The sequence below is a fragment of the Rhodanobacter lindaniclasticus genome (assembly GCF_004799035.1).
Lineage (GTDB): Bacteria > Pseudomonadota > Gammaproteobacteria > Xanthomonadales > Rhodanobacteraceae > Rhodanobacter > Rhodanobacter lindaniclasticus.
Window position 1 is genome coordinate 1 of record NZ_MWIO01000009.1, and the last position, 17944, is coordinate 17944.

Annotated in this window: 12 protein-coding genes; 7 read left to right on the plus strand and 5 right to left on the minus strand. The window is 68.8% G+C overall.

The genetic code is table 11. The features are described from left to right. On the minus strand, nucleotides 1-1497 hold a 1497-nt coding region (gene hrpA, locus B1991_RS02730; protein ID WP_136257177.1), incomplete at its 3' end, for an ATP-dependent RNA helicase HrpA. A gap of 138 nt (nucleotides 1498-1635) precedes the next feature. Between hrpA and B1991_RS02735 the strand changes: the two genes are divergently transcribed. Then, complete coding sequence (locus B1991_RS02735; protein WP_136257178.1) at nucleotides 1636-2103, plus strand: Dps family protein; 468 nt, start codon at nucleotides 1636-1638, stop codon at nucleotides 2101-2103. 183 nt (nucleotides 2104-2286) lie between these two features. On the opposite strand, the gene B1991_RS02740 is transcribed toward B1991_RS02735, so the two are convergent. From B1991_RS02740 to B1991_RS02750, 3 genes are read right to left on the minus strand one after another with little or no spacing between them, the layout of a single operon-like run. Continuing rightward, nucleotides 2287-3780 (minus strand): hypothetical protein, encoded by a 1494-nt coding sequence (locus tag B1991_RS02740; protein WP_136257179.1) that lies wholly within the window; start codon nucleotides 3778-3780, stop codon nucleotides 2287-2289. Beyond that, complete coding sequence (locus tag B1991_RS02745; protein ID WP_136257180.1) at nucleotides 3777-4673, minus strand: ABC transporter ATP-binding protein; 897 nt, start codon at nucleotides 4671-4673, stop codon at nucleotides 3777-3779. The genes B1991_RS02740 and B1991_RS02745 overlap by 4 nt, the downstream gene beginning before the upstream one ends. Then, nucleotides 4670-5059 (minus strand): GntR family transcriptional regulator, encoded by a 390-nt coding sequence (locus B1991_RS02750; RefSeq protein ID WP_136257181.1) that lies wholly within the window; start codon nucleotides 5057-5059, stop codon nucleotides 4670-4672. Before B1991_RS02750 ends, B1991_RS02745 begins: the two co-directional genes overlap by 4 nt. Nucleotides 5060-5236: 177 nt before the next feature. Between B1991_RS02750 and B1991_RS02755 the strand changes: the two genes are divergently transcribed. The 6 genes from B1991_RS02755 (at nucleotide 5237) to B1991_RS02780 (ending at nucleotide 17127) form a co-directional block, all read left to right on the plus strand. After that, on the plus strand, nucleotides 5237-7837 hold the full coding sequence (locus tag B1991_RS02755) for a glycosyltransferase (RefSeq protein ID WP_136257182.1): 2601 nt from the start codon (nucleotides 5237-5239) through the stop codon (nucleotides 7835-7837). A gap of 119 nt (nucleotides 7838-7956) precedes the next feature. Next, a complete protein-coding gene (locus tag B1991_RS02760) occupies nucleotides 7957-9732 on the plus strand; it encodes an autotransporter assembly complex protein TamA (RefSeq protein WP_136257183.1) in 1776 nt (591 codons plus the stop codon). Nucleotides 9733-9832: 100 nt separating this feature from the next. Then, the gene (locus tag B1991_RS02765; RefSeq protein ID WP_136257184.1) at nucleotides 9833-13582 is read left to right on the plus strand and encodes a translocation/assembly module TamB domain-containing protein; all 3750 of its coding nucleotides are present in this window, start codon (nucleotides 9833-9835) and stop codon (nucleotides 13580-13582) included. Nucleotides 13583-13683: 101 nt separating this feature from the next. Beyond that, on the plus strand, nucleotides 13684-13944 hold the full coding sequence (locus tag B1991_RS02770; protein WP_136257185.1) for a WGR domain-containing protein: 261 nt from the start codon (nucleotides 13684-13686) through the stop codon (nucleotides 13942-13944). Between the two features lie 21 nt (nucleotides 13945-13965). Continuing rightward, nucleotides 13966-15033: a uroporphyrinogen decarboxylase gene (gene hemE / locus B1991_RS02775; RefSeq protein WP_136257186.1), complete on the plus strand. Its 1068-nt coding sequence runs from the start codon at nucleotides 13966-13968 to the stop codon at nucleotides 15031-15033. A gap of 198 nt (nucleotides 15034-15231) precedes the next feature. Further along, nucleotides 15232-17127, plus strand: a complete 1896-nt coding sequence (locus tag B1991_RS02780) for a GGDEF domain-containing response regulator (protein WP_136257187.1) — start codon at nucleotides 15232-15234, stop codon at nucleotides 17125-17127. A gap of 10 nt (nucleotides 17128-17137) precedes the next feature. On the opposite strand, the gene B1991_RS02785 is transcribed toward B1991_RS02780, so the two are convergent. After that, nucleotides 17138-17926 (minus strand): dienelactone hydrolase family protein, encoded by a 789-nt coding sequence (locus tag B1991_RS02785; protein ID WP_136257188.1) that lies wholly within the window; start codon nucleotides 17924-17926, stop codon nucleotides 17138-17140. Nucleotides 17927-17944: the final 18 nt, after the last annotated feature.

Below are 17944 nucleotides of genomic sequence, written 5' to 3' on the forward strand. Positions count from 1 at the left end.
GCGATCGACGCGGCGCGCCAGGGTGCGGCCGATCGCAGTGAGCCGGCGCGCCGCGTCGATCGCGGAAATCTCGGTAAGCCGGCGGAAGCCGTCGGCGATCACGCGCGGGTCGGGTGCCTCCAGGAACGGGAAGTCGTCCACCTCGCCCAGCTTCAGCGCCAGCATGCGCAGGATCACGTTGGCCAGCGACGAGCGCAGCAGTTCGGGATCGGTGAACGCGGCACGGCTGGCGAAGTCCGCCTCGTCGTACAGGCGATAGCAGATGCCCGGCCCCACGCGGCCGCAGCGGCCCTTGCGCTGGTCGGCGGCGGCCTGCGAGATCGGTTCGACGTGCAGCCGTTCGAGCTGGCTGCGCTGGCTGTAGCGCTTGACCCGCGCGGTGCCGGTGTCGATCACGTAGCGGATGCGCGGCACGGTGAGCGAGGTCTCGGCCACGTTGGTGGCCAACACCACGCGGCGCTTCGGGCCGGGCTTGAACACGCGGTCCTGGTCGGCGGCGGAGAGCCGCGCGTACAGCGGCAGGATCTCGGTCTCGCGGTACTGCCGGCGCGCCAGCAGCTGGTGCGCGTCGCGGATCTCGCGCTCGCCGGGCAGGAACACCAGCACGTCGCCGCGAGGATCGTCGTGGCTGATCTCGTCGAGCACGGCAGCGATGTGTTCGGCGCCGCCCTGCTGCATGCCCTTGCCCACCGCGTCCACCGGACGCCAGCGCAACTCCACCGGATACGCACGCCCCTCCACCTCGACCACCGGCGCGCCGCCGAAATGTTCGGCGAACCTCGCCGTGTCGATCGTCGCCGAGGTGACGATGATCTTCAGTTCGGGGCGCTTCGCGGCGAGCCGCTTCAGATAGCCGAGCAGGAAGTCGATGTTGAGGCTGCGCTCGTGCGCCTCGTCGATGATCAGGGTGTCGTACGCACTGAGCCACGGGTCGCCCTGGGTCTCGGCGAGCAGGATGCCGTCGGTCATGAACTTCACCAGGCTGCGCTCGGACACCTGGTCGTTGAAGCGCACCTGGAAACCCACCACCTCGCCCAGCGGCGTGCCCAGTTCCTCGGCCACCCGACGCGCCACCGAGCGCGCGGCGAGCCGGCGCGGCTGGGTGCAGCCGATCATGCCGGCCTCGCCGCGGCCGGCGGCCAGGCACAGCTTCGGCAGCTGGGTGGTCTTGCCCGATCCGGTCTCGCCGGCGATCACCACCACCTGGTGCTCGCGGATCAGCTTGACGATGTCCTCGCCGCGCGCGCTGATCGGCAGCGACTCGTCCAGGCGGATTTCAGGCTTCGCCGCGGCGCGGGCGCGGCGTCTGGCCGCGGAGCGCTCGATATCGGCGGCCAGTGCCACTATCTTCTTCTGGTCGGGTCGACGCGACAGCGTGCGCCAGCGTCCCAGCAGGCGACCGAAGTCGCGGCTGCACACCGCATCCAGTTGCCGGCGCAAGGTGCGCAGGCCTGGATCGGCTGCAGGATCGGGTGCGGGCACGCGGTGGTCGTTCATCGAACTGCGCATGATAGCCGTTGGCACGCCTTGACCCGATAGCCGGCGACTATCGCCAACATCCGAAGGATTCATTTCCCGCGCGAGCGCCGAGTCAGTACTGTTGATCCATTGCATCCACCCCGAAAGGAGCACGCCATGGCCATTTCCATCGGTATCGCCAAGAAGGATCGCGAAGCGGTCGCCAGGCACCTGTCCAAGCTGCTGGCCGATACCTACTCGCTGTACCTGAAGACGCACAGCTTCCACTGGAACGTCACCGGCCCGCAGTTCAACAGCCTGCACCTGATGTTCGAGACCCAGTACAACGCGCTGTGGCTGGCCGCCGACGAGGTTGCCGAGCGTATCCGCACGCTGGACGTGTTCGCCCCCGGCTCCTACACCCAGTTCGCCAAGCTCAGCTCGATCAAGGACGAGCCCGGCGTGCCGGACTGGAAGGAGATGGTCGGCCAGCTGGTCGAGGGCCACGAGATCGTCGCCGCCACCGCGCGCGACACCCTCAAGGCCGCCAACGCCGCCGGCGACGACGGTACCGCCGACATGGTCACCGGCCGCCTTCAGGAACACGAGAAGACCGCCTGGATGCTGCGCTCGCTGCTGCGCTGATTCGCGTGCGGCATGAACGAAGAAGGCCCGTCGATGACGGGCCTTCTTCGTTGGTGATGACGCCGCAACTCCCACCCCGGATCCACACCTGCCCCCGGCTGCGCGGGGACGCTGCGGTCAACCCGGCAGGCCGCCGACGGTCGGCGTCACCTTGCGGGAACGGGCGTTGGTCATGGTCATGCTTCACCCATGCGGCAGGAACGGATGCGGCTGGCACCAGAATGCGCGCCAGCCGCGACGGCCGATGGCCAGCAGGATCGCCAGCAGCGCGATCCACAGTGCGAGGAAGATCGGCGAGAGGGCGAGCCGCTGCGCCAGCAGGTTGTCGCCGAACCGGAACAGCGCCGCGCCGGTGGTGGTCAACATCAGCACGATGGCGGCAATGATGAGTAGGCTTTGCCAGCCACGATGCCACGCCGTGCCACCCAACGCGGCCACGGACAGCGCAAAGGTGGCCAGCATGCCACCGCCCTGGGCGAGCAGCAGCAAGGCGGCATTGCCGCCGGGGAGATGCGCCCACAGCGCCACACCCAGCATGCCCGCGAGCAGCGCCGCCTGCGCCAGCAGCGTTGGCAGCACGCTGGCCTTGAGCAGGGCGCGCTTGGCGTGCGCGGCATCGCCGAGACCCGGCAGCAGGGCCAGTACCGCCAACTCGGCGTTGTCGCGGCTCCAGCGGGCGCGCAGGGCGTCGGCGCTCACCGGCCCCAGCACGGCACCGAACAGGCTGAGGGCAAAGGCGACGACCGGTGTGCTGGCGAACATGGAGAGCACGATGGTGTATGCGATGGCGTGGGGCTGGTCGTTCGACATCCGGCGCAGCGTCGCCAGCAGCGCGAAGGCGAACAGCACATTGAGCAACACCAGGCCGGCCTGGCGCAGCCGACTGGCCACCGTCTGCGGCACGCCCCACCCTCCCAGCGCCACGCGCAGGCCACGCACCAGGTAATCAGGCCCGACCCGGCGCAGATCGACTCCCGGCTGCATCCGGGAGCTGCGCCGACGCAGCAATTCGGCTTCCAGCTTCGCGCCGTTGCGGCCCTGCGCGGAAAGCGCGCGCCAACGCAACGCCAGTGGTTTGAGCCAGCGCGAAGCTTCGTCGTCGCAGCGCGCGGCCCGACGCCAGCACAGCGCGATCGTGGTCCACAGCACCGCGGCCACCGGTGCGACCCAATGCAGAAAGCCCACGGGATCGCCGGCCGGCATGGGCAGCCATGCACCCAGGTGGTTGTCGAGCAGGGGCGCCAGGCAGGCCCAGACGCCAAGCCAGGGCGGCAAGGTGGCATAGCCCATGCCGACGCCCGCACCCAGCGCAAGTTCGGCCAGCGCCACCACCCCGCTGCCACCCAGCATCGCCACCACGACGGCGGGCAAGGCGATGGTGAGCACGGCGTACGACACGGTGCTGATGGCCGCTGCGCGTTCCAGCACCGGCAGGCGCAGCCGGCGTGCCTCGTTCGCCAGCACCAGCGCGCGCGGCACCACGGCGGCCCAGAACAGGCAATCGATGACGGCCAGGCCATGCGCCAGACCAGGCCCGGCCCCGGCCGAGCGCCGAAGCAGTACATAGCCGGCAATGGCCAGGCAAAGGATGACCAGCAAGGTCCTCGCGATGATGCGCCGCATGCGCTGCGACCATGCCATCCACGGCAGCATCAGCAATTGCAGGAACGACGTCACTCCGCGATCTCCACGAACAGATCTTCCAGGCCCAGCGCATCGACGCGCGCGCCGGGCAGGCTCGCCGCCTCCGGCCATTGGTCCCGGGCATCGCGCGCCACCACCAGGCTGAGGCTGCCGTCGTCGTGGCGGCGCCGGCTGAGCGAGGGGATCGGTGCGGTGACGTTTGCCGCGGCCGGCAGCCACAGGCGGGCGTAGCGTTCCTTGGCCTCGTCCACGCCACAACGCAGCAGCAACCTGCCCTCGTGCAGGAACGCGATCTCGGAGGCCACGCGCTCCAGGTCGGACACGATGTGGGTGGAGAACAGCACCGTGGTGCCGTTCTCGCCGGCGCGCATCGCCACCTCGCGCAACAGTTCGCGGCGGGCCACCGGATCGAGCGCGGCGGCCGGCTCGTCCAGCACCAGCAACTCGGGCTGCGAGGCCAGCGCACGGATCAGGTCGACGCGCTGGCGCTCGCCGGGCGACAGCTTGGCCAGCAGCTTGTTCGGCTGGATCTTCCAGCGCTCCAGCGTGGTGCGCACGAAGGCTGCGTCCCAGCGCGGATAGAAGCGCCCCACGTAGTCCAACATCTGCTGCGCGGTAAGCCAGGCCAGCGCCTCGGGTTGCTGCGGCACGTAGGCAAGCCGCGCCTTGGCCTGGTCGGACAGCTTCAACGCCGGCTCGCCGAACACGAACGCGGCGCCGGAGAGCGGTTCGAGCAAACCGAGCATGGCGCGGATCAGGGTGGACTTGCCCGCGCCGTTGCGCCCGATCAGGCCCAGCACCGAGCCTGGTTCCAGCGCCAGGTCGACGCTGCGCAACACGCTGCTGCCCTCGTAGCAGTGGGTCAGCCCGCGCGCCTCCAGCGATGCGACATCGACGGGATCCGCTTCGTGAAGCATGGCGTTCATTCTCGACTCCTCATCAAGCGGCCGAGCCGGTTCAACACCGCCTCGGCCGGCAATTCAAGTTCACTCGCGTGGCGGGCAACGGCCACCAGTTGCTGTTCCAGCAACGCGAGGCGCTGGCTCTCGGACTGTCCCGCGCGACGCGTCGCCGCGACCGCCATGCCCTTGCCGCGCAGCCGCTCCAGCAGGCCCTCGCTCTCGGCCAGGCCGTAGGCCCGCGACACCGTCATCGGATTGATCGCATGGAACCCCGCCACCTCGCGCACCGAAGGCAACAGCTCGCCGGCTTCCAGCTGCCCGCCGGCGATCAGGCGGCGCAACTGCTCCACGATCTGCCGATAGATCGGCTCGGGTGCGGCGGGTTGCACGGTCAGCAGTGAAGCATCCATGTGTATCATTACACCAATACACGTAGTCGGCAGTCAAGGGGGCCCGCCGCGGCGCCACGCCATCCGCCCTGACCTGGCGCTGACCGGAGCCGGGGCGCTTCATTGAGCCGGAGGCCCCGCATTGGTTAAGCTCCGCAGGCTCCACCGCCTGTTGCGCAGGCTCCGCCGGGGATCTTTTTGAGCGCCACCGCAGCCAACTCCAACAGCCGGTATCCGCTGTTCACCGCCATCGTGTTGGCCCTGCTCGCGGCGGCGCTGAACATCGGACTGTGGTGGTGGGGCAACTACCCGCATGGCCCGGATGACTGGCACGGCAAGGTCAGCGGCTTCGCCGTGTCGCTCTTCCAGCGCTACCAGAGCCCGTTCAAGCAGAGCTATCCCAGCGACGAGGAGATCACCGCCGATCTCAAGCTGCTGCATCGCTACACGGACAACATCCGCACCTACACCATGCAGCAGAACCCGCAGGTGTACCGGCTGGCGCAGCAGCAGGGGCTGAAGGTGATGGCCGGCGCCGAGATCGACAAGCGCCTGGAGAACAACGAACGCGAGATCGAGCTGCTGATCGCCAAGGCGCGCGCCTACCCCGACACGATCACCCGGGTGATCGTGGGCAACGAGGTGCTGTTCCGCAACGACCTCACGCCCGAGCAGATGATGGCCTACCTGGACCGCGTGCGTGCCGCCGTGCACCAGCCGGTGTCGATCGCCGAGCCGGATTACATCTGGCTGAAGTACCCGGAGCTGGCCCGGCACGTGGACTTCATCACCATCCACCTGTTCCCGTTCTGGAACGGGGTGGTGCGCCACAACGCGGTGGACGCGGCGTACGGCGCATACAGCTCGATCGTGCAGCGCTTCCCCGGCAAGCCGGTGGTGGTCGGCGAGATCGGCTGGCCGTCGAACGGCGACCGCCACGAGTACGCCGACCCGTCGACCTCGAACGAGGCGATCTTCATCCGCGACTGGATGAACCGGGCCAAGGCCGCGCACATCGACTATTACCTGCTCGAGGCGTTCGACCAGCCCTGGAAGGAGAACCTGGGCGAAGGCCGCACCGGCGCGTACTGGGGCATGTTCAACGCCGACCGCCAGCTGAAGTTCCCGCTGACCGGGCCGGTGGTGGAGGACACCGCCTGGCCGTGGAAGGCGCTGGCGGCGAGCCTGCTGGCGCTGCTGCCGATGATCGCCTTCGCGCGGCGCTTCAGCCGCTTCAAGCTGGTCGGGCGGTTCTTCTTCTGCGCGCTGATCCAGCTCGCCTGCGGCCTGATCGTGTGGGCCGCCACGCTGCCGTTCAATTTCTACCTGAGCTGGGTCGACTGGACCATGCTCACGCTGCTGTTCCCCGCGCAGATCGCGATCCTGGCGATTTTGCTGATCAACGGCTTCGAGTTCACCGAGGTGCTGTGGCGGCCGAAGTGGATGCGCCATGCGGGCATGCTGCGGCCGGACCACCCGGACCGCCAGCCGTTCGTGTCGATCCACCTGGCCTGCTACAACGAACCGCCGGAGATGGTGATCGTCACCCTCGATTCGCTGGCCGCACTGGACTACCAGAACTACGAAGTGCTGGTGATCGACAACAACACCAAGGACCCGGCGGTGTGGCAGCCGGTGCAGGCGTACTGCGAGAAGCTCGGCAAGCGCTTCCGTTTCTTCCACCTGGAGCCGTGGCCCGGCTACAAGGCCGGCGCGCTCAATTTCGGCCTGAAGGAAACCGCGCCGGAGGCCGACGTGGTGGCGGTGATCGACGCCGACTACGAGGTGCGCGCCGACTGGCTGTCCACGCTCACCGGCTACTTCCACGACCCCAAGGTCGCCGTGGTGCAGTGCCCGCAGGCGCACCGCGAGTTCGAGCACAACACGTTCCGCCGCATGACCGCGTGGGAATACGACGGCTTCTTCCGCATCGGCATGCACCACCGCAACGAGCGCAACGCGATCATCCAGCACGGCACCATGACCATGGTCCGGCGCAGCGCGCTGGAAGGTACCGGCGGCTGGTCGGAATGGACCATCTGCGAGGACGCCGAGCTGGGCCTGCGCCTGATGCACGCCGGCTACGAGCTGGTCTATGTCGACGAACTGATGGGCAAGGGCCTCACGCCGGCCGACTTCAAGGCCTACAAGAGCCAGCGCTACCGCTGGGCGTTCGGCGCGATGCAGATCCTCAAGGGCCGCTGGCACTGGATGACGCAGAAGGGCCCGCTCTCGGCCGGCCAGCGCTTCCACTTCCTCACCGGCTGGTTCAGCTGGTTCGCCGACGCGCTGCATCTGATCTTCACCCTGATGGCGCTGTTCTGGACCGCCGGCATGGTCGCCTTTCCGCAGTACTTCAGCCTGCCGATGCAGCTGTTCCTGATCCCGGTGATCGGCTTCTTCTTCGCCAAGGCGATCTTCGGCATCGTGCTGTATCGCGCCCGCGTGCCCTGCAGCTGGCGCGACACGCTGATGGCCTCGCTGGCCAGCATGGGCCTCTCCCACGCGATCGCCCGCGGCATCCTGCACGGACTGACCCGCGAGAAGACCTCGTTCGTGGTCACCGCCAAGAGCCGCCGCCTGGGCGGCAGCAACTTCGCCGCGTTCGCGCCGGTGCGCGAGGAGTTGCTGATGGCGCTGGCGCTGATGCTGTGCATCGCCGGCATGGCCGAGGCGTTCGGCACGCGTTATATCGAGGGCACGTTGTGGATGATCATCCTCGCCGCGCAGTCGATCCCCTACGTGTCGGCGGTGACCGGTGCGTGGATCGCGCATCGTTCGGGCGACAAGGCCGGCTGAAATCCAGCGTGACGCGCAAGCCCTGGCACCGAGGCTGCCCGCCCGCATTCATGCGAGTCCAACGCCGACTTGGGTAAGCTGCGGCGACCTGTCATCCCGTCCGAGGACGCCCTTCGCGCATGCGCCGATGCCGCCGACGCCTGAGTCTGCTGTTGTTGCCATTGCTTGTGCTGGCTTCGCCGGCACCCGCGGGCGTGGCGCTGCATGTGGACGGCGTGGAGGATCCGCTGAAGGCGGCCGTGATCGATCGCCTCGAGCTCTCGCAGTACGCCAAACGCGAAGTCACCGCCGCGCAGGCGACGCGCCTGTACCAGCGTGTGCCGGAACAGGTGCGCGCGGCGCTGCAGCCCTACGGCTACTACGACGCCAGCGTCACCGGCGAGCTCAGGCAGGTCGGCGCGGACTGGCAGGTGGACCTGCACGTGACCCCCGGCGAGCCGGTCAAGGTGGCGCAAGTCGAACTGCAACTGGATGACGCCGCCGGCAAGATCGCGCCCATCCGCCGCGCGCAGCGCGCGATCGAGCGACTCGAAGGCAAGACGCTGAACCACGAGACCTACGAGGAGGCGCGCGACGCGATGAGCGCGCAGCTGACCGCCAATGGTTTCCTCGATGCCCGGCTGGTCACCCACCGGGTGGAGGTGAACCGCGGCGAGCGACGCGCGGTGGTCAAGCTGGCATGGGAAGCCGGCCCGCGCTATCGCTACGGCCAGGTGCATTTCGAGGGCTCGCAATTCAACGAGGGTTTCCTCGATCGCTATGTGCCGTTCCGGTCCGGCGACTATTTTTCGCAGGACCAGTTGCTGGCCTTGCAACAGGCCTTGAACGGCGCGGACTATTTTGCCGTGGTCAACGTGCTGCCCGACGTCGACGAGGCGAAGCACGGCGTCGTCGACGTCACCGTGCAGCTGGCGCCGGCCAAGCGCACGATCTACACCGGCGGTCCCTTCATCGGCACCGATACCGGCTTCGGCATGCGCGGCGGCATCGAGCGGCGCTGGGTCAACCGGCGCGGGCACAAGTGGAAGAACGAGCTGGTGGTGGCGCAGCGGCTGAAAACGCTCTCGACCATGTACACCATCCCCCTGCCCGGCCCGAACCAGCGCAGCTACAACGTCGGCGCGAATTTCCGCGACGCCGACACCGACACCTCGCAATCGCGCACGCTGGAACTGGTCGGCAACGAAACGCGCCAGTGGCACGGCTGGACGCGCACGCTGGGCGTGCATGCGCTGGCCGGTACCTTCACCGTGGGCAAGCGCGGGCGCGAGCCTGACAACACGCCGGGTATCGAACACGGCCGCAGCACCGAGGTGTTCGCCGAAGCCTCGCTGACCCGCAAGCAGGCCGACAACCCCGCCTTCGTGCGCCGCGGCTGGTCGCTGACCCTGGCCGCACGCAGCACCGCGGGCAGCCTGCTCTCCGACGCCAGCTTCAGCCAGATCAGCGCCGACGCCAAATGGATCCGCGCGTTCGGAGCGAAACAGCGCAACCGGCTGATCCTGCGCGGCAGCGCCGGCATCACCCGCACCGACGACTTCGCCGCGCTGCCGCCGCAACTGCGCTTCTTCGCCGGCGGCGACCGCTCGGTGCGCGGCTACGGCTACCAGTCGATCGGCCCACGCAACAGCTACGACCGCGTCATCGGCGGCCGCAACCTGCTGGTGGCCAGCACCGAGGTGGAGCACTACTTCACCCGCGACTGGGGCATGGCGGCCTTCGTCGACGCCGGCAACGCCTACACCGGCACCGATTTCCGCCCGAAGATCGGTGCCGGCCTGGGCCTGCGCTGGCGCTCGCCGGTCGGCATGATCCGGCTCGACTTCGGCACCCCCATTCACGACTCGGACCATCACGGCATCGAGTTGCACGTGGTCATCGGACCGGATTTGTGAAGAGGAATCGGAGAAGCTCACCCATGAACATGGCGACCAACACGGCGAGGACAGAACACGCGGCGCGTGCTGCTTTTCCCCATTCCCGGCCTCCCCGCCCATGAAATGGTTCAAGCGCATCGCCATCGCATTCGCCGCGCTGCTGCTGGTCGTGGCGGTGGTGCTGTGGTGGTTGTTGGGCACCGGTGCCGGATTGCGCTTTGCGCTGGCGCGGGCCGAGTCGCTGAGTGGCGGCGCGCTGCAAGTGCAGCAGGCGCACGGGCGGCTGGCCGGGCCGCTGCAACTTTCCGGCGTGCGCTACGACGACGGCCACGGCACCGTGGTGGATCTGGCGACGGCGCGGCTCGACCTGCGCTTCTGGTCGCTGCTGGGCAAGCGCGTGCACCTGACCACGCTCGATGTCGAAGGCGTCAAAGTGGCAGTGCCCGCGGCCAGCACGAATGAAAGCGCAAGCTCCACCAGTCTGTCGCTGCATCTGCCGGTGGAGCTGATCCTGGATCGCGTGCACGTCGGCCCGATCAAGGTGACGCAAGCCAGCGAAGACGTGTTTGCCGCCGATCGGCTCGACCTGGCGGGACGCTGGACCGACCGAGGCATCGAACTGCGCCAGCTTGCGCTGCGCGCACCGGACGGCCATGCCGACCTCGCCGGCGAGCTGGTCTTCGGCCAGAGCTATCAAGGCAACGGCACGCTGGGCTTTGCGTGGAAAGTCGGCGACACCGATATCGCCGGCACGCTCTCCGTCCACAGCGACGGCAGGCAGGCCACGCTGGATGCCGCGCTCACCGCACCGGCGCCGATGAAGCTGCACGCCGAACTCGCCCAGGCCGGCGAGTTCGGCTGGCGCGGCACGCTCGAGGCGCCGCGTTTCGATCCTGCGCCGCTGCTAGGCAAAGGCACGCTGCAATCGCTGGCCTTCTCGCTCGCCGGCCATGGCGATCGCCACGGCGGCACGCTCGAAGGCCAGCTCGATCTGAACCAGTACCGCGTGCTGCTGCAACCGCTGCACGCGCAGTTCGATCCCCACGACCACACGCTGACGCTCGAACAACTGCGGCTCGGCTCGCCGGAGATCAAAGGCAGCGTGGAAGCAAGCGGCACCGTGCAACTGGATGCCAAGCCGATCACCGCCAACTTGCAGATAGGCTGGACCGACCTGCAATTGCCGGCCGAGCTGGTCGGCCAGCCACTGGCCAGCCACGGCCAGCTCAAGGCAACGGGCAACGTCGACGCGTACCATGCGCAAGGCGATCTCGAACTGGGCCCACCCGGCAAGCTGGCCCAGCTGTCGCTGGAACTGGACGGTACACCGCAACGTCTGCAGCTGCGCACGCTCGAACTGAAACAGGCCAAGGGGCAGCTCCAGGCCCACGGCGAGCTGACCTTGCAACCGGCGCTGGCATGGCAGGCCGAGGTCAGAGCCGCGGCGTTCGACCCCGGCCAGTTGCTGGCGCACTGGGACGGCGCGCTCGATGCCGACATCGCCAGCCAGGGCCGGCGCACGGCCGACGGACTCGACGCCACGCTGGACATCCGCAAGCTCGCCGGCAACCTGCGCAAGCGCGCGGTCAGCGGCCACGGCAAGCTGCACCTGTCGCCGCAGCGGGTGCTGGACGGTCGGCTGGAACTGGCCTCCGGCCGCAGCTCGCTGCAGCTGACGGCACGACCCGGCGCCAGCAACGACGCCGAACTGCAACTGGCGATCGCCTCGCTCGGCGACTGGCTGCCCGGTGCCAGCGGCCGTCTGGACGGCCATTTGCGAATCCAGGGCAAGCTGCCGAAGCTCGGCATCAACGGCCAGCTGCACGGAGAGGCGTTGGCCTGGCAGCAGCAGCGCGCACGGCGCCTGCGCCTGATCGTGGGGCTGCCGGACATCAGCCGCGTGGCCGGCAAGCTGGACCTGCAGTTGAATGACGCCATCGTGCAGGGGCTGACGTTCCAGGACATCCACGCACTGGCCGAAGGCAGCGATTCCAGTCACCGGCTCGAGGTACAGGCGCGCGGCACCCAGTTGTCCGGCGCGCTCGACCTGCGCGGCGCGCTCGCCGGTTCGCGCTGGAGCGGCACGCTGTCGACGCTGGACCTGCAACCGCAGGGCCTGCCGCCGTGGCGCCTGCAACATGCCACCCAGCTCGGCTACGACGATGGCGCGATGCAGCTTGCCGAACTGTGCCTCACCGCGGGCGACCCGCTGCTGTGCGCGAGCGCGCGCCGCGACAAGGCCGGCAATCTCGACGCCAGCTATCGCCTGCAGGCGCTGCCGCTGGCGTTGCTGCTGAACGCCGCCGGCGAGGCCGACCTGCCGCTGCGCGCCGACGGCGACATCGAGGGCAGCGGCCAAATCCACCGCAGCGCGGCGGGCGTGCTCAGCGGGCAGGCGTCGATCGGTTCGGCGCACGGTGCGATCAGCTATGCCGATGACACGCGCGAAGCGCTGCTGCGCTACGACAACCTGCGGCTCGACGCCAACCTCGCCCCGCAGCGCCAGCAGATCGAACTGCACGCGGCGCTGGACGATGGCGGCCGCATCGACGGTCAGCTCGGCATCACCGGCGCGCAGCAGGCACTGAGCGGCCAGCTGGAATTGCATCTCGGCAACCTCGCCTTCGTCGAGCTGCTCAGTCACGAGCTGGCCAATGTGAAGGGCCAGGCCAATGGCCGCTTCCAGTTCGCCGGCACCCTGGCGCAACCGCTGCTGACCGGCCAGGCCGAGCTGGGCGACTTCGCCGCGGAGATTCCCGTCGCCGGGCTGACCCTCGCCCAGGGCCAGCTCCAGGTGACCACGCTTGACGGACAGCAGCTGCAGATCCGCGGCAGCGTGCAGTCGGGCAAAGGCAGCATCGCGGTGGACGGCAGCGCCAGCCTCGGCGGCACCCAGCCCACCCGGCTCACCATCACCGGCAGCGAGTTCACCGCGGTGGACATCCCGGCGGCCAACGTGGTGATCTCGCCCGACCTGGTCGTGCAGCAAGGCGCCGGCGGCATCGACGTCACCGGCGCGGTGAGCCTCGACCGCGCGCGGGTCAACGTGGACAAGCTGCCCGGCGCCGGCGCCAGCGCCGCCTCGACCGACGTGGTGGTGGTGGATGCGAAACAGCCGCAAGGCGCCGCCGGCCGCATGCCGCTGAATGCGGTGGTCAAGGTCAACCTGGGCGAGCGCACCCACGTCACCGGCATGGGTTTGGACGGCCGTGTCAGCGGCGTGCTGACGGTCATCGAGAAGCCGGGCCGCGCGGCCATCGGCCAGGGCCAGATCGCGGTGGACGGCACCTATCGCGCGTACGGGCAGGACCTGAAGATCCAGCGCGGCCAGCTGCTGTTCGCCAGCACGCCGCTCGACAACCCCGGCCTGAACATCCGGGCGGTGCGCAAGCTCAACCCCAACGCCACCATCGACGAAGGCCAGGAGGTCGGCCTGTACGTCTCCGGCACCGCGCAGCGGCCGATCCTCACCGTGTTCTCCAACCCGCTGATGGAGCAGTCCGATGCGCTGTCGTACCTGATCACCGGCAAGCCGCTGTCGGAGGTCAAGGGTGGCGAAGGCAGCATGGTCAGTGCCGCCGCCCAGGCCCTGGGCTCGGCTGCAGGCGACCTGCTGGCCAAGCAGATCGGCTCGCAGCTGGGGGTGGACGACATCGGCGTGTCCAGCAACGAGGCGCTCGGGGGCAGCTCGGCGTTCACCGTCGGCAAGTATCTTTCGCCGCGGCTTTACCTCAGCTACGGCGTGGGCCTGTTCGAGCCGGGCGAGGTGATTACCCTGCGCTATCGGCTGAGCAAGCGCTGGAACCTGGAGGCGCAGCAGGCCACCGAGTTCAGCCGCGCCAGCCTCAACTACCGGCTGGAGCGCTAGGCGCTCCGGCAGATTGCCGCGTCGGCAGACGGTTCCCCCGGCGCCGGCTAGAATGGCGGATGCGCCGGCCGCCGCGGCCGCATCGTCCCTTTCGGAAAACCATGCGCCTCTACCTGCAATCCGTGCCCGGCAGCACCGACACGCCACGCTACGTCCAGATCACGCTGGAGCAGGACCTGCTCGGCGGCTGGACGTTGTACCGCGAGTCGGGCACCCAGGGCGGACGCGCGACCATGAAGCGCGAGCAGTTCCTGGAACGCGACGAGGCCATCGCCGCGTTCGAGAAAACCCGCGACGCGCAGCTCAAGCGCGGCTTTCGCCTGATGTTCGCCCAGGGCCAGGAAGGCCCGTACGGGCGCTGAAATCCCTCACCGTTGACTGCCATGTCCGATGTCTTGAAGAACGACCGCTTCCTGCGCGCGCTGCGCCGCGAGCCCACCGACACCACGCCGATCTGGGTGATGCGCCAGGCCGGCCGCTACCTGCCCGAGTACCGCGCCACCCGCGAGCGCGCCGGCAGTTTCATGGGCCTGGCGCAGAACCCGGAATACGCCTGCGAAGTGACGTTGCAGCCGCTGCAGCGCTTCGAGCTGGACGCGGCGATCCTGTTCTCCGACATCCTCACCATTCCCGACGCGATGGGCCTGGGCCTCCGCTTCGCCCAGGGTGAAGGCCCGCAGTTCGCACACCCCGTGCGCAGCGCGGCGGACATCGCGAAACTCGCCGTGCCGGACATGGATGGCGAACTGCGTTACGTGATGGATGCGCTGCGACTGATCCGCCGCGAGCTGCACGGCCGCGTGCCGCTGATCGGTTTCTCCGGCAGCCCGTGGACGCTGGCCTGCTACATGGTCGAGGGCCACGGCTCGCGCGATTTCGCCACGCTGAAGTCGATGTGCTGGGATCAACCGGCGCTCGCCCACCAGTTGCTCGACACGCTGGCGCAGGCGGTGACCGCCTACCTGGTTGCCCAGGCCGAGGCCGGCGCACAGGCGCTGATGATCTTCGACACCTGGGGTGGCCTGCTCGGTCCGACACCGTTCCGCGAATTCTCGCTGCGCTACATGACGCAGATCGTGACCGCGCTGAAGGAACACCCGGCTTCGCGCGAACTGCCGGTGATCCTGTTTTCCAAGGGCGCCCATGGCCAGCTGGCGGCGCTGGCCGACAGCGGCTGCGCGGCGCTGGGCGTGGACTGGACCATCGACCTGGCCGACGCGCGCGCCGCGGTGGGTGATCGCGTGGCACTGCAGGGCAATCTCGATCCGGCGATCCTGCGCGCCAGCCCGGCGGTGATCCGCCGCGAGGCCCGCGCGGTGATGGACAGCTACGGCAACCACCCCGGCCACGTGTTCAATCTCGGCCACGGCATCACCCCGGAGGTCGATCCCGACCACGTCAAGGTGCTGGTGGACGAGGTGCACGCCTACGGGCACACGCTGCGCACTTGATCGGGGACCGGCCGATGCGCGGCACTCAAGATCGGCGGCGCGCGGCCGATACTCCAGTGGCATGGACCCCGGTGCGCGCCGCCAGGCGGCGGCCTGCAGCAGGACAAACGCCTCGCGGACCGACATGAGGGGCGCGGCAATCGCATATCCACCCGCATCCCGCGTACCGTGCGCGTCACCGACCCAACGAGCTGCTGCATGAAGGCCATCGAACAACTGCGAATCAACGGGGGCCTGCCCAGCCCGAAGGGCGTGGCGCTGGCGATCATGCAGATCAGCCGCCGCGACGACGCGACGCTGGAGGAAATCAGCCGCCTGGTGCAGAGCGACCCGGTCACCAGCGGGCGCCTGCTGCACATGGCCAACGCCGCCAGCGTGGGCGCCCGCCCGCTGGCCAGCATCCCCGAGGCGATCATCCGTCTCGGCCTGGCCGCCGTGCGCCAGCTGGCGATGGGTTTTTCGCTGGTCGACCAGTACCGCAGCGGCGCCTGCAAGAGCTTCGATTACCCGCGCTTCTGGTCCCACTCGCTGCTGATGGCGGTGGCGATGCAGGAACTGGGCAAGCGCGTGCGGCTCGCATCGCCGGATGAACTGTTCGCCTGCGGCCTGCTCGCCCGCATCGGGCAGCTGGCGCTGGCCACCCTGTACCCGGAGGAATACGCGCAGCTGCTGCAACGCGGCGACGAGACCACGGTGGAGGCCGAGCGGCAATTGCTGCACGTCGACCACAACGAACTCACCGCGGTGATCCTCGAAGATTGCGGCATCCCGCGGGCACTGGCCGAGCCGGTGTTCTTCCACGAGAACGTGGAGGCGGCCAGCTTTGCCGAAGGCTCGCGTCCCTACCAGCTCACCCGGCTGTTCCACCTGGCCAGGCGGCTGGCCGACTTGAGCCTTGCACCGGACGAGCAACGCACCCAGCACATCGGCGAGCTGATGCTGCTGGGCGGCAAGATCGGCCTGGACGCCGGCGAACTCGGCATCCTGCTCGACCAGGTGCATGCGCAATGGCACGACTGGAGCGCGGTGCTGCATGTTCCCGACGGCAAGGTGCCGGCCTTCGCCGACCTGCTTGCCAACCCGGTCGCTGCCGCTGATGGCGCACCCGCCGCCGTGGAAGTCTCGCGCGTGCTGTGGGTAGCCAGCGCCGCGCCGGTGCGCGCGATGCTGACGGAGATTCTCGGCGGCATGCCCGACCAGGTGGTGCACTCGGCCAGCAGCGGCGAGGAAGGCCTCGCGCTGGCCGTGCAACTGATGCCTCAGGTGGTGATCGCCGACTCGCGCATGCCCGGGCTGGACGGCTGGGCGCTGTGCCGCGCGCTGCGCGCCACGCCGTGGGGCCAGTCGATCTACCTGATCGTGCTGGCCAGCGTGACTTCCGAAACCGAGATCCGCCTGGCCACCGAGGCGCAGATCAACGATTGCGTGAGCCCGGCCCAGGCCGCCCGCATGCTGCCGTTGCGGATGGGCGCGGCACGCCAGTACGTGAAACTGCTCACCCAGTGGGAGCACGACCGCGCACAGCTCAAGCGGTTCTCCGCCGAACTGGCGATGAGCAACCGCAAGCTGCAGCACTACGCCCTGATCGACCAGCTCACCGGCCTGCAGAACCGGCGCTCGGGGATGGAGTCGCTGGCCCAGGCCTGGAGCATGGCCGAACGCTCCGGCGATTCGGTGACGATGATGATGATCGACATCGACCGCTTCAAGGAGGTCAACGACACCCACGGCCACGCGGTAGGCGACCAGGTGCTGCTCGAAGTGGCCCGCACCATCCGCCGCTCCGCGCGCAAGGAGGACGCCGTGTGCCGCATGGGTGGCGAGGAGTTCCTGGTGATCTGTCGCAATGCCGACCTGTCCTCTTCGCTGCACGCCGCCGAGCGCCTGCGCAAGGCGGTAGCCAGCGTGCGGGTGGCCGTCGAGGACCAGCAACTGGGCGTGACGATCAGCATCGGCCTGGCCGCGCGCGAGGACGGCATGGCCGATCCCGGCGCGCTGGTCAACGCCGCCGACAAGGCGCTTTACGCGGCCAAGAAGAAGGGCCGCAACCGCACCTGCCGCTACGAGGACGGCAAGCTGTACCTGGAAGGCTGAGCGCGAGCCCTCAGGGCTTGCCGGCGAACGCGTGGTCGAGCCAGTCGTGCATCAACCGGTAGCTGCGCGCCGCGGCCGCGGCGTCGTAGCGGCAGCCGGGCGAGTTCTCGCCGACCTCGGTGAAGCAGTGCACCGCGTGGCCGAGTACCACGAACTGCCAGTCGGCGGGGCTCATGCGCATCTCGTCCATGAACTTGTCCGCATCCGGCATGGTGCCGCGATCGTCGGCGCCGTTCATGGCCAGCACGCGCGCCTTGATGTGCTTGGCCAGCATCGGATCGTCGGTAGCCAGCCCGCCGTGGAACGACACCACCGCCGCCACGTCGGCACCGCTGCGCGCCAGGTCGAGCACCGCCGAGCCGCCGAAACAAAAGCCGATCGCTGCCAGCTTCGCGGCATCGAGCGGCGCGCTGGCCGCCTGCGCCTTCAACTGCTCCAGCGCGACGTTGATCCGCCGGCGCATCAGCGCGCGATTGCCGTACAGCGGCTTCACCGCAGCCTGCGCCTCGCCGTTGTTGGTGGGGCGCACGTCCGCGCCGTACATGTCGGTGAGCAGGATCACGTAATCCTTGCCGGCGATCGCTTCGGCCTTTTGCACCGCCGCATCGTTCACGCCATACCAGTTCGGCACCATGACCAGGCCGGGACGCTTGGCCTGCGTTGCGTCGTCGTAGACCAGCACACTGTGGAAGCGGGTGCCGTCCTGCGTCCATTCGACCGGGCGATGCACCATCTTCGCCTGGGCGGCAAGGCTTGAACCGGCAAGCAACAGCAGACAGCAGAGTCGGGCGATGCGCATGATCGATCCTCCGGTGGC